The sequence below is a fragment of the Micromonospora sp. CA-246542 genome (assembly GCF_050942905.1).
Lineage (GTDB): Bacteria > Actinomycetota > Actinomycetes > Mycobacteriales > Micromonosporaceae > Micromonospora.
Genome location: NZ_CP192040.1, coordinates 1,344,386 through 1,370,581 on the forward strand (window position 1 = coordinate 1,344,386; position 26,196 = coordinate 1,370,581).

General features: G+C 69.8%; 19 protein-coding genes and 2 tRNA genes. 13 read left to right on the plus strand and 8 right to left on the minus strand.

All coding sequences use genetic code 11. From position 1 onward, the window contains the following. The first annotated feature begins 94 nt into the window (after positions 1–94). From ACQP0N_RS06410 to ACQP0N_RS06420, 3 genes are all read left to right on the plus strand, one after another. Positions 95–170, plus strand: a tRNA-Lys gene (locus ACQP0N_RS06410). Between the two features lie 95 nt (positions 171–265). Next, a complete protein-coding gene (locus ACQP0N_RS06415; protein ID WP_433118360.1) occupies positions 266–1,168 on the plus strand; it encodes a ParA family protein in 903 nt (300 codons plus the stop codon). 14 nt (positions 1,169–1,182) lie between these two features. After that, on the plus strand, positions 1,183–1,593 hold the full coding sequence (locus ACQP0N_RS06420; RefSeq protein WP_433118362.1) for a hypothetical protein: 411 nt from the start codon (positions 1,183–1,185) through the stop codon (positions 1,591–1,593). Here the strand turns inward: ACQP0N_RS06420 and ACQP0N_RS06425 are convergent. Next, positions 1,565–3,718, minus strand: coding sequence for a HelD family protein (locus ACQP0N_RS06425; protein WP_433118364.1), 2,154 nt, complete (start codon positions 3,716–3,718; stop codon positions 1,565–1,567). The genes ACQP0N_RS06420 and ACQP0N_RS06425 overlap by 29 nt on opposite strands. 176 nt (positions 3,719–3,894) lie before the next feature. Then, complete coding sequence (locus ACQP0N_RS06430; RefSeq protein WP_433118366.1) at positions 3,895–5,100, minus strand: DUF418 domain-containing protein; 1,206 nt, start codon at positions 5,098–5,100, stop codon at positions 3,895–3,897. A 167-nt stretch (positions 5,101–5,267) separates the two neighbouring features. Between ACQP0N_RS06430 and ACQP0N_RS06435 the strand changes: the two genes are divergently transcribed. The 4 genes from ACQP0N_RS06435 to ACQP0N_RS06450 all read left to right on the plus strand — a co-directional run bounded on the left by ACQP0N_RS06435 (position 5,268) and on the right by ACQP0N_RS06450 (position 15,354). After that, the gene (locus ACQP0N_RS06435; protein ID WP_433118367.1) at positions 5,268–8,336 is read left to right on the plus strand and encodes a VWD domain-containing protein; all 3,069 of its coding nucleotides are present in this window, start codon (positions 5,268–5,270) and stop codon (positions 8,334–8,336) included. Positions 8,337–8,513: 177 nt separating this feature from the next. Further along, entirely contained in the window at positions 8,514–9,071 is a 558-nt protein-coding gene (locus tag ACQP0N_RS06440; protein WP_433118369.1) for a hypothetical protein, read from the plus strand. 283 nt (positions 9,072–9,354) lie between these two features. Then, a complete protein-coding gene (locus ACQP0N_RS06445; RefSeq protein ID WP_433118371.1) occupies positions 9,355–12,339 on the plus strand; it encodes a glycoside hydrolase family 3 C-terminal domain-containing protein in 2,985 nt (994 codons plus the stop codon). 324 nt (positions 12,340–12,663) lie between these two features. Then, complete coding sequence (locus tag ACQP0N_RS06450; protein WP_433118372.1) at positions 12,664–15,354, plus strand: RICIN domain-containing protein; 2,691 nt, start codon at positions 12,664–12,666, stop codon at positions 15,352–15,354. A gap of 44 nt (positions 15,355–15,398) precedes the next feature. Here the strand turns inward: ACQP0N_RS06450 and ACQP0N_RS06455 are convergent, their stop codons facing one another. Beyond that, the gene (locus ACQP0N_RS06455) at positions 15,399–16,589 is read right to left on the minus strand and encodes a DUF1996 domain-containing protein (RefSeq protein ID WP_433118374.1); all 1,191 of its coding nucleotides are present in this window, start codon (positions 16,587–16,589) and stop codon (positions 15,399–15,401) included. Between the two features lie 155 nt (positions 16,590–16,744). On the opposite strand from ACQP0N_RS06455, the gene ACQP0N_RS06460 reads away from it, so the two are divergent. Both ACQP0N_RS06460 and ACQP0N_RS06465 read left to right on the plus strand, forming a co-directional pair. After that, positions 16,745–17,041 carry a DUF6582 domain-containing protein gene (locus ACQP0N_RS06460; protein ID WP_357173115.1) on the plus strand — a complete coding sequence of 99 codons (297 nt, stop codon included), beginning with the start codon at positions 16,745–16,747 and terminating at the stop codon, positions 17,039–17,041. 67 nt (positions 17,042–17,108) lie between these two features. Then, positions 17,109–17,184 (plus strand) — tRNA-Lys (locus ACQP0N_RS06465). 97 nt (positions 17,185–17,281) lie between these two features. Here ACQP0N_RS06465 and ACQP0N_RS06470 read toward each other — a convergent pair. Next, positions 17,282–19,438, minus strand: a complete 2,157-nt coding sequence (locus ACQP0N_RS06470; protein ID WP_433118378.1) for a DEAD/DEAH box helicase — start codon at positions 19,436–19,438, stop codon at positions 17,282–17,284. A 294-nt stretch (positions 19,439–19,732) separates the two neighbouring features. Between ACQP0N_RS06470 and ACQP0N_RS06475 the strand changes: the two genes are divergently transcribed. Together ACQP0N_RS06475 and ACQP0N_RS06480 are read left to right on the plus strand one after the other, a co-directional pair. After that, positions 19,733–20,083 (plus strand): nuclear transport factor 2 family protein, encoded by a 351-nt coding sequence (locus ACQP0N_RS06475; protein WP_433118380.1) that lies wholly within the window; start codon positions 19,733–19,735, stop codon positions 20,081–20,083. Between the two features lie 19 nt (positions 20,084–20,102). Next, positions 20,103–20,672 (plus strand): kinase, encoded by a 570-nt coding sequence (locus ACQP0N_RS06480; RefSeq protein WP_433118382.1) that lies wholly within the window; start codon positions 20,103–20,105, stop codon positions 20,670–20,672. Positions 20,673–20,771: 99 nt separating this feature from the next. Here ACQP0N_RS06480 and ACQP0N_RS06485 read toward each other — a convergent pair whose 3' ends face one another. From ACQP0N_RS06485 to ACQP0N_RS06495, 3 genes are all read right to left on the minus strand, one after another. Next, a complete protein-coding gene (locus ACQP0N_RS06485; protein ID WP_433118384.1) occupies positions 20,772–21,284 on the minus strand; it encodes an HAD domain-containing protein in 513 nt (170 codons plus the stop codon). 43 nt (positions 21,285–21,327) lie between these two features. Continuing rightward, the gene (locus ACQP0N_RS06490; RefSeq protein ID WP_433118386.1) at positions 21,328–21,612 is read right to left on the minus strand and encodes a helix-turn-helix transcriptional regulator; all 285 of its coding nucleotides are present in this window, start codon (positions 21,610–21,612) and stop codon (positions 21,328–21,330) included. A gap of 412 nt (positions 21,613–22,024) precedes the next feature. Beyond that, positions 22,025–22,474: a hypothetical protein gene (locus tag ACQP0N_RS06495; RefSeq protein WP_433118388.1), complete on the minus strand. Its 450-nt coding sequence runs from the start codon at positions 22,472–22,474 to the stop codon at positions 22,025–22,027. A 162-nt stretch (positions 22,475–22,636) separates the two neighbouring features. Here ACQP0N_RS06495 and ACQP0N_RS06500 point away from each other — a divergent pair, with 162 nt between their 5' ends. Further along, a complete protein-coding gene (locus tag ACQP0N_RS06500; RefSeq protein WP_433118390.1) occupies positions 22,637–23,818 on the plus strand; it encodes an FUSC family protein in 1,182 nt (393 codons plus the stop codon). Here ACQP0N_RS06500 and ACQP0N_RS06505 read toward each other — a convergent pair. Continuing rightward, positions 23,801–24,226, minus strand: coding sequence for a VOC family protein (locus ACQP0N_RS06505; protein ID WP_433118392.1), 426 nt, complete (start codon positions 24,224–24,226; stop codon positions 23,801–23,803). The two genes, ACQP0N_RS06500 and ACQP0N_RS06505, sit on opposite strands and share 18 nt — an antisense overlap. A 137-nt stretch (positions 24,227–24,363) precedes the next feature. On the opposite strand from ACQP0N_RS06505, the gene ACQP0N_RS06510 reads away from it, so the two are divergent. Beyond that, on the plus strand, positions 24,364–26,196 hold the full coding sequence (locus ACQP0N_RS06510; protein WP_433118394.1) for a glycoside hydrolase family 15 protein: 1,833 nt from the start codon (positions 24,364–24,366) through the stop codon (positions 26,194–26,196).

The following is a 26,196-nucleotide window of genomic DNA, read 5'->3' on the forward strand; positions in this document are numbered from 1 at the left end:
GTATGCCCGTTAAGCTCGACCGAAGGGGGGAGTCGGGTAACCGGATTGGAGCCCGCAATGGCGGGGTGCTAATGTTCTCTCCGTTGCCGAACGAGCGCCGCTAGCTCAACTGGCAGAGCAGCGGACTCTTAATCCGCGGGTTCGGGGTTCGAGTCCCTGGCGGCGCACCAACGAGCAAGGCCCTGACCTGGTGGTTCACACCGCGTCGGGGCCTTCTTCGCGTTTCCGGCCCGAACTGCGAAGATGGTTCGATGCGGGGAGCGGAATGAGCATCACGTCCGTGATCAACTACAAGGGCGGCGTCGGCAAGACCACGATCACCGCGAACATCGGCGCCGAGCTGGCCGCCCGCGGTCGCCGGGTCCTGCTGGTCGACCTCGACCCCCAGGCCAGTCTCACCTTCTCGTTCTACTCGGCGGAGGACTGGGAGCGGAACCTCGCGTACGAGAAGACGATCCTGCAGTGGTACGGCTCGTTGCTGGCCGACGGACCCACCGATCCACTGCACCCGTACCTGCTCACCCCGGAGCCGGTCAACGCCCTGCTGCCCGACGGCGGCCGGCTCGACCTGGTCGCCTCCCACCTGCAACTCGTCGACGTCGACCTGGACATCGCCGCGGCACTCGGCGGTTCCCGCTTCCAACACGGCAGCCCGCACTTCCTGCCGCTGCACCGGTCGCTGGCCGACGCGCTCGGCACCGAGGAGTTCGCCGATTACGACGACATCCTGATCGACTGCGCGCCCAACTTCACGATGGTCACCCGCACCGGCATCGTGGCCAGCGACCACATCCTGACCCCGGCGAAGCCGGACTACCTGTCCACCCTCGGCATCGACTACCTGCGCAGCAAGGTGTCCGAGTTGGTCCGCGACTTCAACCGGGTCGCCGCACCCGGGCCGACCATCGACCCGCAGTACCTGGGCGTGGTGTTCACTATGATCCAGTACGCCGGGAGCGGCCCGATAACGGCGTCCCGAAACTACATGGCGCACACCGACAGCCTCGAGGTCCCGGTGTTCCGGCAGACCATCCGGGAGAACAAGACCCTGTTCGGCACCGCCGGTGAACGGCGGCTACCCGCCGTTCTGGTGCCGAACGCCAACGAGAAAGTGCAGTACGAGCTGCAGCAGCTGGCCAGCGAGTTCCTGGCCCGCACCCGCCCCTAGAAGGAGTACCACCGGTGACCGACCCCGCCGACCTCGCCCACGCCGTACTCCTGCGGGTGGCGGAGTTCGTCCGCACGCTTCCCGTCGACCGGATCGCCGCGCTGGCCGACGGCACCGCGAAGCTGGCCGTGGTCGACCGGGCCCGGCCTGCGGCCCGTTCGGCCGCCGCCCCGGCGTCGGCCGGGGTGGACGCCGACCGGGTCCGGACCGATCTCGCGGCGATCGGCGATCGGGCGGCCGGCACCCGCTACCTCGCCGATCTGAAGCTCACCGTCGTGAAGCTGCGGGCGCTGGCCCGGGAGTTGGGTATCGCGGTGCCCAGCAAGGCCAAGAAGGCCGACATCGAGCACGACATCCTCCAGTGGACGGTCGGCCGCCGCCTCGACTCGGCCGCCGTCAGTCGTCCGCCGGCTCTGCGGAGCTGATCGCGCCGTCCGGCAGCAGCGTCGCCCGCACCTCGGCCAGCACGTCGGCCCAGAACTCGGGCGGGGCGGCTCCGCGCAGCTGACCGGCCAGGTGCTCGGCCAGCCGGCGCGTCTCCCGCCGGGAGAACGCCGCGTCCGGCTCGCCGTCCACCGGTGGGCGAGAGCGGACCGGGGCGTCCAACGGCACCGGGTCGCCGGTGCAGACGATGTCGAGGTATCCGGTGGTGCGCGTCAACGCCACGTAGAGCAACCGGTGCCCCCGCTCGTCGCTGGCCACGATCTCCACCGGCTCGACCACCACCACCGCGTCGAACTCCAGGCCCTTGGCCTCCTGCGGGCTGATCAGGTTGACCGCGCCGCCCAACTCGCCCCGGTCGGCGCTGCTCCACGCCATGCCGTTGGCGGCCAGGGCTGCCTCCACGGTCCGGCGCTGCCGGGGCGGGCAGACCACCCCGACGAACCGGCCGGCCTCTGCGTGCTCCCGCGCCACCGCTACCGCCCGGCCGGGCAGTTCGGCCGGGCCGACCCGGTGCACGCCGGTCTCCGCCGGACCGTCCCGGACCACCTCCACCGGCGTCACGCCCGGCGCGGCCACCGGAAGCAGCGGCGCCGCCGTCGCGTACGCCTGTCGGGGTACGCGGTAGCCGTACCGCAGGTGCGTGATCCTTGCCGGTTGGACTGTCGGCAGGTGGGCAAGCACCTCGTCCCACGAGTCACGGGCCCAGTTACCGGTGGACTGGGCGAAATCGCCGACCACCGTCAGCGACCCGGTGGCGCTGCGCCGAGCCACCGCGCGCAACTGCATCGGCGACAGATCCTGCGCCTCGTCGACCACCACGTGGGCGTACCGCCGGCCCGGCCCGTCGATCAGATGCGCCAGCTCGTCCAGCAACGGCAGGTCCGCCGCCGACCAGGTCTCGTGGGACAACCGGTCCGCGCCACGCCGGTGCAGCGCCGTCACCTCCGCCGGGGTGAACTCGTCTCCGGCAGCCGCCCGCAGCCGCGCGTTGGAGCCGAGCAGGCCGCGCAGCAGAACCGCGGCGGTCTGCTGGGGCCAGAGCCGCTCGACGAGGTTGCCGACCGCGTCCGCCCCGGCCCTGGCGACCCCGGCCCGGTCGGCCACCAGCGCGGCGAGCCGGTCCCGCAGCAGTCGGCGCCGGCCCGCGTACGGCAGGTCGGCCGCGCGCGCCACGGCCAGCGCCTCCGCGACCTCCGCGCCGGGCAGCGTGACGAACCGGCCACCGACCAGCAGCCGCTCGGCCGGGTCCGGTGTGCCCACCCGGGCGTTGAGCGCGCGGGCCAGGAGACCCGCCATCCGGGCCTCGCCCTTGATCCGGGCGACCGCGTCGGGCTCGGTGCGGCCCCGCGGCACGTCCGGACCGAGCCGGCCGACGTCGAGCAGCTCCACCCCGTCATCGCCCAGCGCCGGCAGCACCTGGCCGATGTACCGGACGAAGGTCGGGTGCGGCCCGACCACCAGCACGTCGGCCGCAGACATGTCCTCGCGGTGGTTGAACAGCAGCCAGGACACCCGGTGCAGCGCCACCGCGCTCTTGCCGGTGCCCGGACCGCCCTCGATCACCAGCACCTGGTCGCGCGGGGCGCGGATCAGCGCGAACTGGGCGGCCTGGATGGTGGCCACGATGTCCCGCATGCTGCCGGTACGTCCCCGGGCCAGATCGGCCAGCAGCCGTGCGTCCACCGCCTCGGCGATCTCGGTGAGGATGGTGTCGGCGATCTCCTCGATCGTGCTCCCGGCGCAGACGAAGGCGCGCTTGCGGCGTACCCCCGCCGGGTTTTCCGGGGTTGCCGCAAACCAGCCCGCAGCGGCCGGGGCGTGCCAGTTGACCACCAGCACCTCGCCTTCGGCGTTCCGGATCAGGTGCCGTCCGACGTAGCAGGTCCCGCCCGTCTCGGCGTCCACCCGGCCGAACGCCACCGCTTCGTCGGCCGCGCCCAACGCCCGCTGCGCCGCGTCCGCGTACCGGCGCAGGTGCGCGGCCGCGCCGGCGTGGGCCGCGGCGGACGGCAGGTCCCGCAGTCCGTCGCGGCGCCGCTCCCGGTGCGCCGCCGCCGCATCGAAATACGCCTGCTCGGCGGCGATCTCAGCAGCTCTGGACGTCACGCACCCTCCCCAAACCTGAGCCGGCTGGCGGGACCGACAGGATTCGATCCGGCCACCGTACCGGTCGGGCGCGACCGCGTGTCGACCGTGGACGGATGGCCGCCATCCGTGCCGGAGCCGCGATACTGGGGTCTCGGAGTGGAGTGGCGCTCCAGGACGACCTGGTCGGGGCGCTGTCAGGCCGGGTCGGCAGCTCGCAACCGGGGCCACTGCTGCTCGGTCCAGGCCCGCAACAGCCACTCCATCGGCCCGTACCGGAACCGGGTCAGCCACGCCGCGCTGGCCGCGACCTGCACCCCGTAGATCGCGACCGCGACGAGGAGCACGACCGGGGGTGCGACGGCACCGGCGAGGCCCAGGCCGACGCCGGTGAAGACCAGTACGCAGAGCACCGACTGACCCAGGTAGTTGGACAGGGACATCCGTCCGGCCGGCGCGAGCACGGTCACGACCCGTCGTCCCCGGTCGGTCGCGAAGAACTCCAGGAGCGTGGCGGCGTACGCGGCCGCGAGCAGCGGCGCGGTCAGGACGCCCACCGTCACTCCGGTCAGGTTGCCGGTGCCTCCACCCGAGGCGAAGACCACGGCGCCGGCCAGGCCGATCGGATAGCCCACGCGCTGCACCCGGCGCAGGAGCTGCCGGTTTCCCGCGACGTCGGTGAGGAGCCGGCGACGTCCCGCCGCGTACCCGAAGAGGAACGCCGAGAGGGCGAGCGGCCCCTGCACGAGGAGCGTGCCGACCATCGCCGGCAGTTGACGTACGTGCTCGGCGATCACCGATCCGAGCCCGCCCTGGAGCGCCTCGGTGGACCGCTGCCCCGCGGCGAGCGCCGCCGCCGGGTCGGTGACCAGTTCGGTTCCGCCGACGGCCGCGAGCGCGAGGACGAAACCGATCCCGGCGGTCAGCAGTACGGCTGCGCGCAGCGCGGTCCCGACCGCGACTCGTCGCATGGCGAGCAGGACCAGGCCGAGCAGCGCGTACGTGGTCAGGATGTCGCCCTGGAACAGCAGCACCGCGTGCAGGACGCCGAGGACGAAGAGCCCGACCAGCCGTCGCCGGAACCGGGGCACGATGTCGACGCCGCGCCGGGCGGCGGAGTCGAGTTGGAGGGTGAAGCTGTAGCCGAACAGGAAGGCGAAGAGAAGGTACGCCTTCATCGCGAACAGCAGCTCGACCGACCACAGTGCCGCCTGGTCACCCCACGAGTCGTGCGCGGGATCGGGAACCAGGTGGAAGGGGTAACCGGAGGCGAAGAAGGCGATGTTGACGAGCAGGATGAGCAGCAGTGCCACGGCGCGCAGGGCGTCGACGTCGGCGATCCGGGACGACGTCCCGGGCGGCTCTGCGACCACGACTGGCGGGTCTTTGCTGGAGAACTTCACGACTACCCCCGTAAGCGACAGAGAACCTGTTCGTAGGCTATGAAGCGGCCCGTCCAGGTGACAGCCGGTGAGCGGGACTGTCGCCGGTGGGGCAGGCCCTACCCCCGCAGCGACCGGTCCCCGACAGAGCACGGGAATCCCGTCGCCGCGCCCCTACAGTCCCCACCATGAGGTGGACGCGGAGATCGGCTACCGGACTCGCCGTACTCGTGACGGCCCTGGTGGCCGGGGCGGCGAGCGCCGCCGCGGCGCCCGACGGCGGTGGTCTCGGCCTGGCCCTGCGGCCCGGGCAGGCGGACTACCGCGCCGGTGACCAGGTCCGCCTGGACCTCACCGTCACGAACTCCACCGGGGCGGCGTGCGCGCTGCCCACCACCGCCGTCGGCACCGTCCAGATAACCGGGGTACGCCGGGACGGGCGCGATCTCACGCCCACGCTCGCCCGCAGCTTCCACGACGACGGGATCGCCGCGGCGGCCACCGCCGGTCTGACCACTGTCGAGCCTGGTGCGACCGCGATCGTGACGCTGACCGGGATCCGGTTGGGTGACCCGCCCGGCGAGGTCGTGCTCCGCTCGGTGGCCGCCACCGGGGACGGCGGCGGTCTCGACTCGCTGTGGCCGGTCGGCGCTCCCGGAAGGTACGAGGTGACGGCCGGCTACGTGCCTCTGCCGGTCACCGGCGCGGTCGACCCCTGCCCGGGCGCGACGGCCCTGCGGAGCGCCACGTTCACGGTCGGCGACGGCGGCGCGTCCGGTCGTCGCTGGCTCTGGCCGGCGGCCGGCGTACTGCTGCTGGTGCTGCTCCTGGCCGCGCTGGTGATCCTGCTGCGGGTACGACGCCGGCCGACCGCCGCGACCGTGGTCCTGCTGTTGGTGGCCGTCGGCGCGCTGGTCGGCGGCGGGGCCCGATCGGCCCGCGCCGATTACACGGTCGACCCGACCTCCGGCGTGCCGATCAAGGGCGTCGACTTCCAGGCCGCCGTGGACGGCTGTCTGAGCGGGTTCGCCGCGCCGGGCGGGGATCCGTCCGGGATCCTGCCCCGGCTCAAGGACAAGAAGAGCCCGAAGGTGCGGATCATCCCCACCCCGGGCGGCTCCGGCGCGTTCGAGACGCCGGACAGCCCCGACGGCAAGGGCTCGTCCACCGTCACCTGGAACCCGACCTCCACCGACCCGTACGAGGACGGGGTGGCCCGGGATCCCTGCGCCGCGCTCTACCACGAGCTGAACCACGCCGACGACATCTCCCGTGACGCGGTGCCACCGGGCGAGTGCGGGAGCACGGGCATTCCCACCGCCGAGGTGCGGGCGACGTTGGCGGAGAACCGTTACCGGGCGGCGAAGGGCCTGCCGCCGCGCAAGGACTACAAGGGCAAGCCGTTGCCGAAGAGCCTCGACGAGTGCAAGAAGCCGCCGAAGAAGACGCCCCCGCCGAAGGGGCCGGTGAAGATGTGTGAGGACGGCGCCGACTGCGGCGGCAGCAACGGCGACCCGCACCTGGTCACCTTCGACCGGGTCGCCTACGACTTCCAGGCCGTCGGCGAGTTCACCCTGGTCGCCGCGACCGGCGGCGACCCGCTGGAGGTCCAGGTCCGGCAGTCGCCGATGGCGGGCTCCCGCTCCGCCTCGGTCAACTCGGCGGTCGCGTTCCGGATCGGCGTCCACCGCGTCGCGCTGACCCTCACCGACGGCGCCACCCGCGTGCACGTCGACGGCACGCCCGTCGCCGCGCCGCCGAAACGGACCGACCTGCCCGGCGGCGGCAACCTCACCCGCCGTCCGTCCGACACGGGAGAGACCGACGGGTACGACGTGACGTGGCCGGACGGCTCGGCGGCGGCGGTGGACCAGATCGGCCGTTACGGCTACCGGGTGCTCGTCCGGCTCGCCGACGGCCGGGCCGGGAAGGTACGCGGCCTGCTCGGCGACTTCGACGGCGACCCGGCCGACGACATCGCCCCCGCCGGCGGCGCGGCCCTCGCCCAGCCCGTGCCGTTCGCCACGCTCTACCCGTCGTACGCGGACAGTTGGCGGCTCACCCAGGACCGCTCGCTGTTCGCCTACGGCGACGGCGAGGACACCGGCACGTTCACCGACCGGACCTTCCCCGAGCGGGAGGTGACCGTCGCCGGCCTCGACCCGGCCCGGCGTGCCGCCGCCGAACGGATCTGCCGGTGGGCCGGCGTCACCGCCGCGGGCCCGCTCGCCGACTGCGTCTTCGACGTCGCCGTCAGCGGGCGTGGTGAGTTCGCCGTCGCCGGGGCCACCACCGAACGGATCGCCCCTCCCACCGCCCCGTCGATCACCGCTGTGCCGATCGCGGCGGCCAGCCTCACGCCGGGCGGTGAGCCGCTGACGTTCACGGGCCGCGCGGGCGACGCGGTCTTCGTCGACGTCACCGCGCCGGGAATGGCCGACCGCTGCTCGCCGTACGTGCTCACCGACCCGACCGACCGGCTGATCGGAGCCGGCTGCGTCATCGGCGGCGTCGGGTACATCGACCGCGTCGACCTCACCACCACCGGCACGTACGCCGTGCGGGTCACCGCCGCCCCCGGTGACACCGGACGAGCCTCCGTCCGGGTGTACGCGGCCCGGGACGTCGACGGCACGCTCCAGGCGAACGGCCCCGAGGTCACCGCGACCCTGGAGCAGCCTGGCGCGGCGGCCCGGTACCGGTTCGCCGGCCAGCAGGGCGAGCGTGTCTTCGTCGAGGTGCCCACGAGCACGCTTCCCAACCAGTGCACCCCGCTGGAACTGCGCGACACCGAAGACCGGTTGCTGAGCGGCGGCTGTGTGATCAACGGCGTCGGCGAGATCGACGGCACGCTGTTGCCCGCCGGCGGGACGTACACGGTGGTGGTCGATCCGACGGGCCGCACCACCGGCACGACCACACTGCGGCTGGTCAGCAGCCGCGACCGGGACGCGACGATCGCGGTCGGCGGTCCGCCGGTCGTCGCGGACGTGGACCGCCCCGGTGCGGTCAGCGGCTACCGGTTCACCGCGACCGCCGGCGCCTCCGTGACGGTAACCGCGACCGCCGCCACCCTGCCCGACCAGTGCGGTGTGCTGGAGCTGCGCGCCCCCGACAACAGCCTGATCACCAGCGGCTGCGTGATCAATGGGGCTGGCGGGATCACGGCGGCCACGCTGCCAGCAACCGGGGAGTACACCCTGCTGGTGGACCCGTCCGGGCCCGCGACCGGCCGGGTGACGCTGGCGCTGCGGTGATCGGTGGCTGCTGAGCGGTACGACACGCCGGGCGGCGTGCTGCTGAGCAGCCACCGATCGACTCGGGACCGAGGCTCGTCGCATCATCGACACCTTCCGAGTGCCGCCGGGTCTGGTTCGCCGAGCGGAACCGTCTAGGTTCTTCGCGGTTGGTATCGACGACGACGGGGGTACGGGGTGGGCGACGAGAAGCTCGACGATGCGGGCATCGGGGACGGGTTCGACCTGCTGGTCACCCCCGACGTCCGGTACACGCGGTCGCGGCGACGGGATCTGCGGCCGCTGAGTTTCCTGTTCGTGATTTCGGGCCTGCTGTTGTCGATCACGAGCCTCGGCACGGTCACGGCCGATGGTGGCTGGCTTCTCGCCGGGCTGTTCGGCCTCCCGTTCGGGGTGATCTGGTTCATCGCGGGGTTGATCAGCGGCTCGGCGTACCTGCGACGCCATGCCGAGTTGAGCGCGCCGGTGCGGTACGTGTTCACCGCGGAGGCCATCGAGTGGCACACCGCCCATGTGGCCTTGCGGTTGCCCTGGACGTCGATCACGCACGCCGTTCGGATGCGGGAGGCGTACCGTCTGGACTGCGCAGACAAGCAGCCTCGCTACCTGTGCCGGACGACACTGACGCCGGCTGAGGACGCGCGGGTGACGGCGTACCTCGATGAGCGGTTGGCCGCGCGGCTGGCCACCGAGGCGTCCGTGCGGCCGATGCCACCGGTCGGCACCGGCTCGTAGTCGGGCCGCCCGGAGTCGCGCCAGCCGAGCATCCGCACGAGCGGTGCGAAGGTCAGGCCCTGCCCGACGAGCGTCACCAGCACGACCGCGACCGTCCGGCCTTGCCCATGCATTGGTGCGCTTCTATAGTTGCGCGATCACCACATTCATGGCCGTGGTTACGCGGCCGGGTCGTCGAAGCGTTTCGACGATTCGTCGTTCAGGCCCGTCAGCCGGGTGTCGAGCCTGGCCACGCCGGTCTTGGCGCTGAATCGCGCCTGTCGTACGACATGAGGAGAACCGCATGCGGAAGTGGCGCCTTCGGCGCGGAATCACCGCGCTCGCGCTCGCCCTGCTCGCCCTGCCGACCGTCCCCGGCACGGCACACGCCGACCCCACCTACCCGTTCCGTGACCCCCGCCTGCCCGTCCAGGTCCGGGTCGACGACCTGCTCGGCCGGCTCACCCTGGACGAGAAGATCTCGTGGCTGCACCAGTACCAACCGGCCGTTCCCCGGTTGGGCATCGGCCTGTTCAAGACCGGCACCGAGGCGCTGCACGGCGTCGCCTGGTCGACCGACATCGACAACAACGGCGCGGTGGTCAAGGCCCGTGGGACGTCCTTCCCGCAGCCGGTGGGCATGGCGAGCACCTGGAACTCCGACCTGATCCAGCGGGTCGGCTCGGCCGTGGGTGACGAGGCGCGCGGCTACCACGCGCAGAACCCGCGGGTCTGGGGTCTCAACCTCTGGGCGCCGGTGGTCAACCTGCTCCGCGACCCACGCTGGGGTCGTAACGAGGAGGGTTACTCCGAGGACCCGCTGCTCACCGCGAAGATCTCCACCGCGTACGGCTCGGGGATGACCGGCGGCGACCCGGACCACCTCAAGAGCGCGCCGACCCTCAAGCACTACCTGGCCTACAACAACGAGGTCCGGCGCGACGTCACCTCGTCGAACGTCCCGCCGCGGGTGCTCAACGAGTACGACCGGGCCGCCTTCAAGCCGGCCATCGCCGCCGACGCGGCGACCGGCGTGATGGCCTCGTACAACCTGGTCAACGGCCGCCCGGCGACCGTCGATCCGGACCTGGCGACGGTGGTACGGAGCTGGACCGACCAGCCCCTGATGAACGTCACCGACGCCTGGGCGCCGAACAACCTCGTCGCCTCGCAGGGGTACTACCCGACGCAGGCGCAGGGGAACGCCGCGATCGTCAAGGCCGGCCTCAACAGCTTCATCACCGACGACACCAACGCCCAGCCGACCGTCACCGCCATCAAGCAGGCCCTCGCCAGCGGCCTGCTCACCGAGGCGGACATCGACGCCCGGATCGCCGAGATCCTGAACCTGCGCTTCCGCCTGGGCGAGTTCGATCCGGGCGGCGGCCGGTACGGCGGCATCACCCCGGACGTCATCAACAGCCCGGAACACCAACGGCTGGCCCGTCAGGCCGCCGGCGAGGCGATGGTGCTGCTCAAGAACTCGCGGCAGGCCCTGCCGCTGAACCCGGCCCGGACCCGCAAGGTGGCCGTGCTCGGTCCACTGGCCGACACCCTGTACACCGACTGGTACGGCGCCGACCTGCCGTACCAGGTGACCGCGCTGGACGGCATCCGCGAGCGGCTGGGCAGCTCCGCGAGCGTCGACGGGCTCGACGGCGCGGACCGGATCGCCCTGAAGGACCCGTCCACCGGCCGGTACGTGACGGCTACCGGCACCACCGACGCGGACCCGGTCGCCGCCACCGGCACCGACGCCTCGCTCGCGGCCCAGTTCGACAGCGTCGACTGGGGACAGAACGTGGTGACCCTGCGCAACGCCGCGAACGGCCGTTACCTCGGCTACAACTGGGGGCCGTTCGTCACCCGGGACGAGCAGCCGAACGGTTGGTACGTCCAGCAGCAGTTCACGCTGGAGCCGCAGGCCGACGGGACGGTCGCATTGCGCTACGCCGGCTACGAGACGACGGAGAGCTGGTTCGGCGTCAACACGTACGTCACGGTCGGCGACGACGGCGCGCTCAACCTCGGCGCGTCCACCGCGGCGGACGCGACCCACTTCCAGCGTGAGCTGATCAGTAGCGGAGTCGACCGTGCCGTGGCGGCGGCCAAGGCGGCCGACACCGCCGTCCTGGTCGTCGGCAGCAACCCGTTCATCAACGGGCGCGAGGCCCACGACCGCACCTCGATGGCGTTGAGCGCGGGTCAGGAGGCGCTGGTCAAGGCCGTGACGAAGGCCAACCCGCGAACGGTGCTGGTGTTGCAGACCAGCTACCCGGTCACGATCGGGTGGGAGCAGGAGCACGTGCCGGCGATCGTGTGGACCACCCACGCGGGCGCGGAGACGGGTCACGCCGTCGCCGACGTCCTGTTCGGCGACCGCAACCCGTCCGGCAAGCTCACCCAGACCTGGTACCGCTCGGACCGGCAACTGCCGCCGGACCTGCTGGAGTACGACATCATCTCGTCCGGGCAGACCTACCTGTACAGCACCGCGAAGCCGCTCTACCCGTTCGGCCACGGGCTGTCGTACACCGGTTTCCGGTACGGCCAGCTCCACGCCGACGACCGTCCGGTCGCGGCGGACGGCACCATCACGGCCCGCGTCGACGTGACCAACACCGGTAGCCGCGCCGGCTCCGAGGTCGTCCAGCTCTACAGCCACCAACGCACCTCGCGGGTGAAGACGCCGATCCGGGCGCTCAGGTCGTTCCAGCGGGTCGACCTCGCCCCCGGGCAGACCCGCACCGTGACGCTGCGGGTGCCCGCCGCCGACCTCGCGAACTGGGACGTCACCCGGAGTCGGTGGGTGGTCGAGTCGTCCGCGTACGACCTGACGGTCGGCGCGAGCGCCACCGACGTCCGGGCCCGCACGGCGGTCACGGTCCGCGGTGAGACGATCCCGGCCCGGGACCTGACCCGGACGACCCGCGCGGAGAACTTCGACGGGTACGCGGGGGTCCGGCTCGTCGACGAGACGAAGGTACGCGGTACGGCCGTGGGTGCCACCGCCGCCGGTCAGTGGATCTCCTTCGGGAAGTCCGCCCTGCGTCCGGGCGGCCACACCTTCACGGCGCGGGTCGCCAAGGCCACGGCGGGCACCGGCACGATCCAGGTTCGGCTGGGCTCGCCCACCGGCCGACTGCTCGGTACGGCCACCGTGCCGAGCACCGGCGACGACTACCGGTACGTCAGCGTGAGTGCCGAGGTTGCCCGGGTTGCCGGGACCCACGACGTCTACCTGGTGTTCGACTCTCCACTGCGGCTGGCGGACTTCTCGCTGCGCTGATCCGGAGGGCTCGGGCCGGGGTGCTGGTGCGCCCCGGCCCGACCCGGTTGTGGATTCATCGGATGATCGGTGATCAAGCCTCGGGCTACCCGTCTGCTTTGCGCTTTTGATTGGCATTTAGACATAGATGGGCCCCAATCTCGTATTGCATTCGTCACACGTCTGACATACGCTCCGCCCAAGACTTCGTAGCGATTGGCAAAAGAGTGCGGTCGGGCCGCACCACGCGCCCCCCGCCGATCCTTGGTGGCGTCGCTGTTCCCTGCTTGTCGCTCGATGCACGTCCCAGGCACCACGTCGACGACAAGTGAGAAAGGACAGCACGTGAGACCAGCCGTATCCACCACCCGCACGGCACTGCTCGCGGCGGCGCTCGTCGCCGCCACGCTGCCGGCCGTAGTGATCAGTCAATCGCCCGCCTCGGCCGCGGTCCAGGAGACGTACTACGTCGCCCCCGACGGTAACGACTCCAACGCCGGCACGCAGGCGTCACCGTTCAAGACGGTGCAACGCGCGCGGGACGTCGTCCGTACTGTTAACGCGAACATGTCCGGCGACATCAATGTCTACCTGCGTGGCGGCAGATACCCGGTCACCAGCACCGTCGAGTTCGGCGCCAGCGACTCCGGCACCAACGGGTACCGGATCAGCTACGCCGCCTATCCCGGCGAGACCCCCGTCCTCGACGGCGGTGTCCCGGTCACCGGATGGACCCAGCACAGCGGCAACATCTGGAAGGCGCCGCTGGATCGCAGCACCAAGCTGCGCACGCTGTACGTCAACGACAAGCGGGCGCAGATGGCGACCAAGACCGTCAGCTCGGGCGGGTGCTACGGGACGTACAACGTCACCGCCGGTCAGGCGTCCTGGGCGTGGGAGTCGGGCTCCCAGTGCGACGGCGCGAAGTACAGCCAGAACGACTTCCCCGCCATCCCCCGCAACCAGGACGACATCGAGATCGAGACGGGCACGACCTGGACCACGGCCATCGTCGGGGTCCGTCAGGTGACCACCGACGGCTCGAACCGGGTCGCCCTGTTCCAGCAGCCGGGCGCGGCCATCGCGCAGGGCGCGTTCAACGGCAACGCCCAGGTCGGCGGCAGCCACAAACTCATGAACGCGTACGAGTTCCTGGACGCCCCCGGTGAGTTCTACTTCGACAAGGGCACCAAGACGGTCTATTACTACAAGGCCAGCTCCGAGGACATGACGAACGCGTCGGTGTACGCGCCGAACAACGTCACCACCGTGCTGCGGGTCGCCGGCGCCTCGACCACCAGCCACGCGCGCAACATCACGTTCTCCGGCCTGACCGTGCAGCACTCCGACTGGAACCTGTTCAACGTCGCCGGCTCGTCCTTCAAGCAGGCGCAGCAGGGCAACCTCGGCGCGCAGGCGTACGCGAAGGGCAACTTCCACGTCTACTACTACCGCAACGTGGACGTCACGCCCGGCATCGTCCAGGTGCAGAACGCCGACGGGATCCTCCTGCAACGCAACCGGGTCCAGCACACCGGCGCCGACGGCATCAGCATGGTCAACGACGTGCAGAACTCGCAGTTGATCGGGAACTACACGAACGACATCGCCGGCTCCGCCATCGACGTCGGCCATCCCCAGCACGTCTACATCGGAGACGGCACGTCGAGCAACCGGGAGAAGTACCTCCCGCAGGTCGAGGGACTACCGAAGAACATCGAGATCAAGAACAACTACCTGTACGACAGCGCGGTGCTGTTCAACGGGCACAGCCCCATCTCGGCGTACTTCGTCGACACCCTGACGATCCAGCGCAACCGGATCGAGAAGGCCCCCTGGTCGGGCATCACGATGGGCTGGGGCTGGTGGAACTTCGACGGGTCATCGGGCTCGATCGCGCCCAACCGGCCGACCACGACGGCGCGGAACAACACCATCAGCTACAACCACATCATCGACACGGTCCAGCGCCTCAGTGACACGGCGCCCATCTACACGCTGGGCAGCCAGCCCGGGACCACGATCACCAACAACTACCTCCAGGGCGTGCCCTCGGGCCACAAGTACGGACTCCACCCCGACGAGGGCTCGGCGTACATCACCTTCCGGGACAACGTCCTGAGCATCGACAAGAACGTCACCTGGATGATCAACTCCGACGACTTCGGTCGGAAGCACGACCTGAGCATCACGCAGATCTACGGCCCGATCAACAAGGTGTCGAACAAGAACCTGCCGAACAGCACGGTCGCCGACATCCTCGTCTCCTCCGACTACGTCTGGCCGGCGGCGGCGTACGGCATCGCGGCCAACTCCGGCCTCGAGGACGCCTACCGGGACATCATCCCGGCCAGTAGGTTCTCCGTTTCCAACTACGTGCTGCCGGCCAGCACGTACGTCACCAGCGCCACGGCGACGATCCCGATCCGGAGCACCGGCGACGCCGGCAAGTCGGTCTGGCTGGCCCCGTTGGGCACGACCACCTTCACGGCCGGGGCGACGATGACGCGGGCGGCCGGTAACGCCACGTCCATCGCCGTGCCGTCGACCCAGGGCGAGTACCGCCTCTACGTCGTCGACGCCCAGGGCAACCGCTCGGCGGAGTCGACCTCCCTCGTCCGGCAGCAGAGTGGCGGCGGCACCCAGCAGGGCGGCCAGCTCGTGGGCGGCCAGTCCGGCCGCTGCGTCGAGGTCCCCAACTCCTCGACCACCAACGGCACCCAGGTGCAGCTCTGGGACTGCGGCAGCGGCACCAACCAGCGGTGGACCTCCACGTCCAGCAAGCAGCTGATGGTGTACGGCAACAAGTGCCTGGACGCCTCCGGGGCAGGCACGGCCAACGGCACCCAGGTCATCATCTGGGACTGCCACGGCGGCGCCAACCAGCAGTGGAACATCAACAGCAACGGCACCATCACGAACGGCCAGTCCGGGCTCTGTCTCGATGCCAACGGCGCGGCCAGCGCCAACGGCACGAAGATCATCCTCTGGTCGTGCAACGGCGGCGCCAACCAGCAGTGGACGCTGCGTAGCTAGGCGATCGTCAGTCGGGGCCGGGCCGTTCTTCGGTCCGGCCCCGACTACTTCTGGTAGCCGTAGTTGTCGCAGGTCCGGCGTCCCAGGACACAGTTCTTGGTGCGCTTGTTCATGGTGTTGACGTCCCACATCACGAACGCGTCGCCGTGCATCGACGAGGCGCTCTTGCCCGCCTTGTCGGAGGAGAGGTAATAGCCCGCCGGGGTGCCCTTGGCCGGGTACTGGATGTCGAAGGTGATCGCCGGGATCCGAACCGGGTGGCCGGGCGGGCAGGTGCCACCGCTGCCGTACGCCACATGGTCCTTGTGGTTGGGGCTGTCCAGGTGCTTGCCGTCCCAGCAGTCCGGGAACTGCAGCATGAAGTGCAGCGTCGCGGTCCCGCCGCAGATCGGCCAGTTGCCGTTGGTGCTGCGGGCGACGCCGTCGAGGTCGCCGGGACCGTAGAAGGCGCAGTAGAACTGGCCGGTCGCGCCGCGCGGTGTCGGTTGCTTCTTCTTGGCGTCCCCGGAGATCATGCGCAGGCCGTTGGGCATGGGCATCTGACCGGTCGAGTTCTTCGTGAGCGAGCGGTAGTAGACCCGGAAGCCGCTGGTCTCGACCGGCTTACCGGTCGCGTTGTCGTAGAGCGTGGGCACCCAGTACGCGGAGTGATCCTGGATCGGCTTGCAGGACGTGGCCGTGAACTCCGTCAGGTCTCCGGCGACGGTGTTCGCGTCGACGGCCTTGTTGCCGACGAAGGAGTGCATGTGTGAGGCGCCCGGGAGGCCGGGGGCGACGATCGGGTCGTCCGGCCGTCGGTGGCTGTACTGGCAGTCCGCCCGGAACTCCGGAAGGTCGCCGACACCGGCCGGGGCGGGGTCGATCTTCAGCGCCTGGTACGCGTCGGCCTGCGCCTTCCAGGCCGCCCGGTCGATCGGAACCCAGCCGGTGGTGGGAACCTTCGGTGCGGTAGCGGCCGACGGCGTCGCGCCGGTCGACGGAGTAGCGGAGACCGAAGGTGTCGCGGGGGCCGACACCGCCGTTCCGGACGGCTCCACCGGCCCGGCCGACGGCGATGGGTACTCGGCGGCGTTGGCCGCGTTCGACGGCTCGGACTGCGCGGCACCGTTGCCCAGGTACACGGCCCCGGCCGCGACGACGAGCACGACGGCCGCGCCCGCGGCGACACTCAGTCTCTTGTGGGTGGCCCATCCCGGGGGACGATGACGCGACGGCGGCGGGCCTTCGTACGACACGGGTCACTCCCAACGAACACACGACAGGCTGACCCAAACGGTCACGGGTCGCCGTATGGTAGGCATTCGCCGCGCGTGCCGGACATGGTCTTTAAACACTCTTAATCAAGCCGGTCCGGGCGTACGTCTGGACGAAAAATGGGTAATGGTGGGCGATGAAGTCGACCTGGAAGCCCCACGAGAAGCACGGCGGCCTGACCGACAAGGACAAGCGCGAGCTGCCGGAGACCGTCTTCGCCTTCCCCGGCAAGCGCAAGGAGCCGATGACCGACGCGAGCCACGTCCGCAACGCCATCGCCCGCTTCGACCAGGTGCAGGGCGTCACCGACGCGGACCGCGACTTGGCCTTCCAGAACATCCTCGCCGCCGCCAAGCACTACGGCGTGGACGTCGCCGAGACGAACTGGAAGCAACTCGGCAAACTGCCGCACACGCCCAATCCGGCGCACTGAACGCGGGCCGGGGATGGGTTCCGGGGCCGGTCCGCGGGCGTGTTAGCGTGCTCGTCGTTGTCAGCGAGCGCCGCTAGCTCAACTGGCAGAGCAGCGGACTCTTAATCCGCGGGTTCGGGGTTCGAGTCCCTGGCGGCGCACCAACGATCAAGGCCCTGACCTGGTGGTTCAAACCGGGGCGGGGCCGTGTCGTTTTTGCGGGTCGGTCCTGGAAGGTCGTGGTCCGGCAACGCCGCGCCGTCAGGACGCCCGCCGTTCGTCGAGGCCAAGGCGCTGACGCTCGACCATGATGATCCGCCGGTCGAGCGGGATCGCCTCATCGGTGAGGAGGTCGTGGTCGACGTAGCTGCCGTCAGTCGCCGACGGGTCAGCCATCTTCGCAACGCTGTCGTGGGTGTATGCGCGGATCAGGGCGCTCTTGCGTCCGAGCATCTCCACCAACCGCTGATCCACGGTGTTTCTGGCCAGTAGGCGGTGAACCCGTACACCGCGGGTCTGACCCATCCGGTAGCACCGCCGGATGGCCTGCTCCTCGTGTGCCGGGGTGAGCTGCGGCTCGACGAGCACGACCACCGACGCCGCTGGCAGATTGATACCCACCCCGCCAACGCCGATCTGGCTGACCAGGACCGCGTGGCCGTCCGTACCGCTGAAGTCGTCCACGACCTGCTGCCGAGCGGCGACGGGGACGGTCCCGGAAAGCAGGAACGTCGGCGTTCCTTCTTGCAGGCTCACGCGTACGCGGTCCAGGACCTCCAGAAAGAAGGAGAAGACCACGACCTTCCATCCGTTGTCCGCGGCCTCCTGGACGACCTCGCGCAGGCGCTCCACCTTCGCAGGCATTCGTGATCCGTCGGCGACCACGGCGGCACGACGCATGTCGGCGAACCGCCGGGCCGCGACCGCCCGCTGGTACGTGCGTGTCTCTGCCTGACCCATCTCGACCCAGTCCGCGACCTCGATCAGGTCCGGAAGTTCGTCGAGGACGTCCTTCTGGTTGCGGCGGAGATACACGTTGGCGACCTTGCGGCGGAAGCTGGCGGCGCCGGCCAATCCGTCCGTGACGTTGATAGTGGCGGCCACTGGGGGGTTCAGGTAGCGGATCAAGTTTCGGAACTCGTCGACGCGGTTCAGCATTGGTGTGCCGGTCAGGAACAGGGCTCGGGGCGCGTGGGCGAGATGCACGGCGACGGCCTGGGACCGCTGGGCCGCAGGATTCTTGATCAATTGCGCCTCGTCCACGATGACGACTCCGGGGCGGAGATCTTGGGGTAACGACAGCCGGCTCAACGTTTCGAAGGTGGTGACCGCCACTCCGCCGTCGGCGTGCCATCGGCGAATCGCTTCGTCGCGTTGCGGCCCGTGTAGCCGGTGGGCGGGCAGTGTGCTGTGGGATGCGATCTCGTTGAGCCAGTTCACGATGACGCTGGCCGGGCAGACGACGAGGAAGTGACGCCCTCCGGCGGCAGCGAGGTGGGCGCAGACCGCGATGGCTTCGATCGTCTTGCCCAACCCCATCTCGTCACCGAGGATGCAACGCCGTTGCAGGAGCGCGTACCGGACTCCGAAAGCCTGATAGCCACGCAACGTGACGCGTAACCTCCTCAGGTCCAGCCCGATCTGCCCGGCCTGGTTCTGCAGAGCCTGCGGCAGATGTCCATGCGCAGCGGCACCGTCTGTCGTGCTACCGCTGACCCGCTCAAGCAGCGTGTTGTAGACCGCGGCGTGGCGTGCGAAGTCGGCCCACAGGGCATTCCGGCCGGCAGTTAGCGCGTGGGTGCTCAGTTGGTCCCGCCGGGCAAGAAGCGTCGCCGCTGCGTCTGCTTGGCGACTAGTCAACAGTCGCTCCACCTCCGCTACCGCTGACCACGCCGCCGCCTTGGTGGCTGCCCGAGCGAACAGCAGCCCGCCTCTGTATGTGGCGCGCTTCGCCCTACGCAGAGCGTCGTCCAGGTCGTCAGCGAGAGAGCCCAGGCGGGCGCTGCCATCGGCGTGCAACTCGGTGACAATGCGAAGCACCCACAGAGCCCGCAACAGCGGCTCCAAGGCCGGGTTCCTGCGGGTGGCATCCAAGCGCACTGAGGCACTCTGCTCGAAAAGGCGCCGGAGCGTCTGCGCCGCATCGACTATGGCCGCAGCGCTGTGGCTCCCTACTCCGGGCAGTCGTAGGAGATCACCGTGCGATGCGAGCAACACGTCCAGGACTGTGCGATAACCTCGCCGCTCCAGGCTCGGCGCGAGTCGCAGACCCGGCCGTACGGATCGGAGTTCCTGGACCGGCGTGCCCCGCAATCCCTCGATCACGGCATCCTGCTGTCGTTGGCGGTACAGCTCTGCCGCCTCAAGCTCGGCGGCTGTTCGAGCCGACCCGAAGGCGGTGAGCTGCTCCTGCAGCAAGTGCCCACGACGCCACACGTCGAGTGCGGCTTGTCGATTGAAGGATGCCTCTGTTGCGTTCCGGGGCTCTGGTCGTGCCGCCTCCCGTTGGCCCAAGCGTCTGCTCCTTCCCGCAGCATCCACCCTCCGTCACGCCAGCAGGCGAAGACAACGACGGCGCGGTGTCAGAACGCTGATAGACAAGCATCATCTCGGTCCCGAGGTTGCCCGGCCACCCTCTCAGGCACGACGACGCTCTTCTGCCGACAGCGAAGAGGGCGTGGTGAGGTCCTGACCACCGGCCATGCTGGCTGGATGAACTCGCCGGCACAGGCCCTGCTCACCAACCTCTACGCGGCCTTCAACGAGCGTGACGTCCCCGCCCTGCTGGCCGCCCTGACGCCGGACGTCTCTTGGCCCAACGGTTGGGAAGGAGGCATGGTCCACGGCCGGGAGATGGTGGCTGCCTACTGGCGTCGACAGTGGGAGCAGATCGAACCCACCGTCACGCCGACCGCGTTCAGTACGGAGGCCGACGGCCGTATTGCCGTCACCGTTCATCAGGTGGTACACGACAAGGCCGGAGCCAAACTCGCCGACCACACCGTGACGCATGTGTACCGCTTCGACAGGGGTCTGGTGACCGACATGGAGATCCGGGAGTGATGTGAGCCGAGGAGGCATCGTGGTCGCTGAGCCCGTCGGCAGCCGGGACACGATCCTCGTCTGCCTCCGAGGGAACTCCGGCTCGGGCAAGAGCAGCATCGGCCGCGAGCTACGACGCCGGCACGGCCGGGGCTGCGCCCTCGTCGAGCAGGACTACCTGCGCCGCATCCTGCTTCGCGAGCGGGACAAGCCCGGCGGGGCGGCGCCGGCGTTGATCGGGCAGACCGTGCGGTTCGCGCTGGACCACGGCTATCACGTGGTCCTGGAAGGCATCATGCACACCAGCCGGTACCGAGACATGCTGACCGCGCTGCGGGACGACCACCGCGGCCGGTCGCTGTTCTGCTATCTCGACGTGTCGCTGGCTGAGACCCTGCGCCGGCACCTCACCCGCCCGCAGGCCAGTGAGTTCACCGCTGATCACATGAGCGGCTGGTACGCCGCTCACGACGTCCTGGGCTGGCCTGACGAACTCGTCCTGCCCGAGACGACCGGGCTCGACGAGGCCGTCGAGGCCATCGCCGCTGCATCCGGGCTACCCCAGACCGGATGCGAAGACGACCGGCTTCCGAATATGCCCTACTCGTAGAGCAGATCAGCCGGCCATCCGTAGCGTGCAGTACGCCAACTCCGATCCCGAGTCGGAGACTGTCCGTCAAGGTGCAACGACGACGGCGTTGGGGTCGCCCTACAGCGCCCGGCTGAGCCAGCTCTCGATAACTGCAAAGTCGTGCTCGGTCAGCCCGCGGCGTGGGTCGACTCGATGGAGCAGGGCCGCCCCGTGGTGATGTGCCGACACCCACTGCTGATCGGCGTGGGAAATCTCGTCGTCAACCCAGACGAAGGGGCGCCCCTGCGCCCACTCGACCAGTCCGCGGGTCTTCCAGTGCAGCAGCCCCATCTCGTCGGAATCGGGCCAGTCCACGACGGGCAGTGTCGGCAGACCAAGCAGTGGCGTGAGCAGGTCGTTCGCGTCGGTCATCCAGGTCGTCGCCCACACCAGATCACACCGCAGGGATGCCAGCCGTCGGCCGTGTTCCGGATTGACCCTGTACAGCAGGGGATGAGTGTTGGCCGATAGGACCGGCGGCTCCATACGGCCCTGCGATATGCCCGGCTGAGCCGCCGTGGGAGTGCCGAGTGGGATCAGAGTGCCGTCCACGTCAAGGAACAGCAACGGACGTGTGGCAGGCGCGGGCATGACCCAGAGGCTAGCCCCACCCCGCCGCCAACCATTGACGTCTTCAGGTACGCAGTATGGGGATGCTGTTGATCTGATCTTGTCGAAGACTCGATTCGATGATGCCGGACGGCCTCGCCCGTCCCGCCTCGCATGCCACCACTTCCTCGATCGACAGATTGAGTGCTGCGGCCAGGCGCGGCCGGTGCCAGGGCTGCGGGTCGGTCTCCGCCCGTTCCCACCGGGCGACGGTGGAGCGGTCGACGCCGAGCGCCTCTGCGAGGCGTTCCTGGCTGAGCCCGGTCGCCTTGCGGCGCTGGGCCAGCCGGCGCCGACGTCTATCCGTCATGCGCAGCCTCCCTTCACCGCGACCCTCACTGAACCATTCATCCAGCTCACCCTCTGTGACGCAATGGGGATGCGCCAGTTCTGCGCCATCGACGCGCTGGGATCCAGCGCCTACCGGGGTTTGTGTGGACACATGGTCGGAACACTCAAGAGCAAGAGTCGCGAAGTAACACGCCACGCGCGAGAGAGCAGGCGTGATGAGCGATGAGTCGCCGTACCACGCAGTCCCAACGCCCCAACGCCGGGCAAAGAGCGCACGTCCCGTTGCGCCCGATCTGGCTCTGCCGTGCGTGCGGCCAACCGTGGCCGTGCGGCCGGGCGAAGCTTGCTCTTGTCGCCGGGTACGACGGGAATCCGGTCAGCCTGTTCCTCAGACCGAGGAGACATGACAGGCCGACCCCCCACGCGGATCGTTAGGCCTTGGCGAACCTCGTGGTGAGTCGTGCAGTTGCCTTGACCTCGTACTTCAGGTGGTAGCCGGCGGCGATCACCATCGCTTCGGCGACCTTCGCCGCGTGCTCGTGGCCCTTCACGGCGGCGTTGGCGGCCAGGTCGACCGGCTGCCCGGTGGCGAGGCTGCCGGCCAGGGCGAGCAGTCGTTGGTCGTCGGTGTGCAGGTGCTCGACCGCCGGTAGCGCGAGCAGCGCGGGCCAGTCGCGGATCACCGCCACCTGGATGTCGTGGCCGTCGTCGTACTCGGGGATCTGCACGACCTCGACCAGGTCCGCGAAGCCGGGTTGGTCCGGCAGCTTGGTGAAGGTCAACAGGTGTACGGCGGCCTTCTCGGTGTCGGCGCGGCCGACCCAGGCGCCGGCGCGGATCAGCGTACGGAGGGCGTCGGGGCTGAACTCGGAGGTGGACATGGCGGTGCCTCCTTCGCCGAGGGAATCCTCGTTGTCAAGTAGAACAGACGTCGACAAGCATGGATCCCAGGCAATTGACGCGGCCGGGATAGGTTTTCCCGCGCCGGGTAAGCGGCGCGGGTGTGTGCCCACCAGGAGTCGGCGGACCACCGGGATGCCCGGGTGGACCGCCTACGGGCGTGGGCACAACGGGCGCTGCGCTCGCGTGCCTGGCGGCTGCGTCTGTTCGGGCTGCTCGCGGTGCAGGCCGGCATCGCCGCGGCGATCGCCTGGTTCGTGGCGTACCAGTTCCTGGACAATCCTTCCCCGGTCCTGGCGCCGACGACGGCGGTCGGCATCGTGGCCGCGTCGATGGGGTCGCGCCTGCGGCGCACCATCGAGCTGCTGGTCGGGGTGACCCTGGGGCTCGCGGTCGGTGACGTGCTGATGCCGTTCTTCGGCATCGGGTTCTGGCAGACCGGTGTGGTCGTCGTGCTGGCGATCGGGGTCGCCATCCTGCTCAAGGGGGGCGGTTCGCTGCTGACCCAGGCCGGCGGCACGGCGGTGCTGATCGCGACCCTGGAGCCGCCGCTACGGGACCTGTCCGTCCCCCGCTTCGTCGATGCGGCGGTCGGGGGGCTGGTCGGGCTGGGGGTCGGTCTGCTGCTGGTGCCCATTCATCCGCAGCGGACGCTGCTGCGGCTGGCCGAGCCGGTGGTCGGGCCGGCGGCCGACATCATGCGCGAGCTGGCGATGGCGCTGCGCAAGCGCGACCTCGCGGAGGCCGAGCGGAGCCTGCGCGGGTTGCGGGAGCTGGATCCCCGCCTGGCCGCTCTCAACGACGGGCTCAGCGCCGCCCAGGAGGTGACGCGGCTCGCGCCCCTGCGGTGGCGCGAGCGCGACTCACTGGACTTCTACACCACGTCGATCCGGCATCTGGAACGGAGCCTGCACGGTTGCCGGTCACTGTGCCGGCGACTGACCACCGCGCTGAAGGACGGCGAGCCGATTCCCGAGGAGTTTCCGCAGGCCATCGACCTGCTGGCGGACGCGCTGCCAACGCTGCGCCGGGCGATCCAGGCCGCTGCCGAGCCCCGGGAGGCGCGCGAGAAGATCCTGGCGGGCGTCGACCTGGTCGGGCGCGCGCAGGGAGCCGTCCGGGACTCCACCCGCCCGCACATCCATCGTCTCGGCTATTCCGGGTTGGTCGCGGTGGGAGAGTTCCGAGCAGCCGCCCACGATCTGCTGATCGCCAGCGGAATCGAGACCGAGCGGGCGGCGGCGCTGGTGCGACAGGCGGTGGATCAGGACTACCAGGATCGAGCGGCGGAAACGGGGACGCCGAGCTCAGGTCGCCCGGAGTGAGGCGAGGATGTCGAGGTAGTGCGGGTTGGTCATGACGCCCAGGACGTTGCCGAAGGGGTCCACCACCGACGCCGTCACGAAACCAGTGTCTCCGCGAGGCGTGATCGGTTGGTACTCGGTGGCGCCCAGGGCCAGGAGCCGTTCCACGGTGGCGTCGAGGTCGTCGACGTGCCAGTGCATGATCGCCCCGCCGGGCCCGCTCGCCGCGCCCGGGGGCGCGTACCGGCGGTCGATGATGCCCAGCTCCGCCTGGTAGTCGCCGAGGCGGAACTCGGTGTAGGCGGGACGCCCGTCCGGGCCGGGTCGCGAGAAGTAGGCCTCCTGGCCCAGGAATCCGGCGTACCAGTCGGTGGCCGCCGCCACGTCGTCGGCCCAGATGTTGAGGGTGGCGAATCCGCGCAGGCTCATCCGGTGTCCTTCCGTCGATGTCGTCGAACGGTCACGCTATCGGCGGCCACCGACACCCCTCGCCGGATCTCGGGGCGGCGTTCGTGTAGCGAGCGGTTTCCCGGGTAGTCGCCGTCAGCCTGACGAGGGGGCTCAGTGTGCAGACGCGATATCCGGGGATCGAGGAGCACGGCCTGATCGGCGACCTGCAGACCGCCGCGCTGATCAGTAGGGACGGAACGATCGACTGGTTCTGCGCGCCGCGCTTCGACTCGCCGAGTGTCTTCGCCGCCCTGCTCGACCGCGACAAGGGCGGACACTTCCAACTCTCGCCCGACGAGATCGAGTATTCGAGCAAACAGCTCTACCTACCCGGCACGCCGATCCTGATCACCCGCTTCCACAGTGCCGACGGCGTGGGCGAGCTGTTGGACTTCATGCCCGTAACGGGCGAGCAGGCCACCGACCGGCACCGGCTGGTCCGGCTGGTCCGGATGGTTCGGGGAAGCATGCGCTTCCGCTTCGACTGCCGGCCCCGGTTCAACTACGGGCGAGATCCGTACGAGTTGGAGGTCCATCCGGAGGGCGACGTCTTTCGCAGCTCGACCCTCTCGCTCACCCTGACTGCGTTCAAGGACGCGAAGCGGCTTGTCGACAACGGGGCGATCCACCGGGACGCGGAGGGCGTCTGCGTCCGTTACGAGTTGCACGAGGGCGACATCGGTGGGGTCGTGCTGGAGACGGCCTGCCCCCACCCACCCCGGGCTCTCACCACCGGAGAGGCCTGCGATCTGCTCGCCGAAACCCGGGACCACTGGCGTCGGTGGGCCCTGCGAACCTCGTACACCGGTCGCTGGCGGGAGAATGTCGAGCGGTCGGCCATGACCCTCAAGCTGATGACGTACGCCCCGACGGGCGCCCTGGTCGCCGCGCCGACGGCGGGGTTGCCGGAGCAGATCGGCGGCCCGCGGAACTGGGACTACCGCTACACCTGGATCCGCGATGCCTCGTTCTCGGTGCACGCGTTGCTCAGCGTCGGTTTCACCGATGAGGCCCAGAAATATCTGTCGTGGCTCGAAGCACGCATCCAGGAGGCCCACGACGGCGGCCTGCCGCTGCAGATCATGTACCGCATCGACGGCTCGCCGGACCTCCCCGAGGAGGTGCTGCCCCACCTGGAGGGGTATCGCGGGTCGGCGCCGGTGCGGATCGGCAACGGCGCGGCGGGCCAGTTACAGCTGGACATCTACGGCGAGGCGCTGAACTCGCTGCACTTGGCCGACCAGAGCGGACTGATGACGTCGTACGAGGGGTGGCGCAAGACGGCCGGCCTGATGGACTGGCTCTGCGACCACTGGGACCAGCCCGAGGACGGCATCTGGGAGACCCGATCCGGCCGGCAGGACTTCACCTACGGGCGGATGATGTGCTGGCTCGCGTTCGACCGTGCCATCCGCATCGCGCACAACCGGGGGCGTCCCGCGAGCATCACCCGGTGGGCGGACCAACGCAACGCCGTCTACGAGCAGGTCATCGCGCGGGGATTCCATCGGGGACGGCAGGCCTTCGTGCAGCACTACGGCAGCGACATCACCGACGCCTCGCTGCTCGCGATGCCCGGGGTCGGATTCATCGCGCCGAACGATCCGATGTGGCTGTCGACGATGCGGGCGATCGACAACGAGTTGGTCTCGGACAGTCTCGTCTACCGGTACGACCCGAAAGCCTCGCCCGACGGTCTCGCCGGCTCCGAGGGCACCTTCAGCATGTGCACCTTCTGGTACGTCCAGGCCCTCGCTCAGTCCGGACGGCTCGACGACGCCCGGTTGACGTTCGAGAAGATGCTGACCTACAGCACGCCGTTGGGGCTCTACTCGGAGGAGATCGCCCCCACCGGTGAACAGATCGGCAACTTCCCGCAGGCGTTCAGTCACCTCTCGCTGATCAGCACCGCCCATCACCTCGACACGCTGCTCGACCGACAGCCGTGA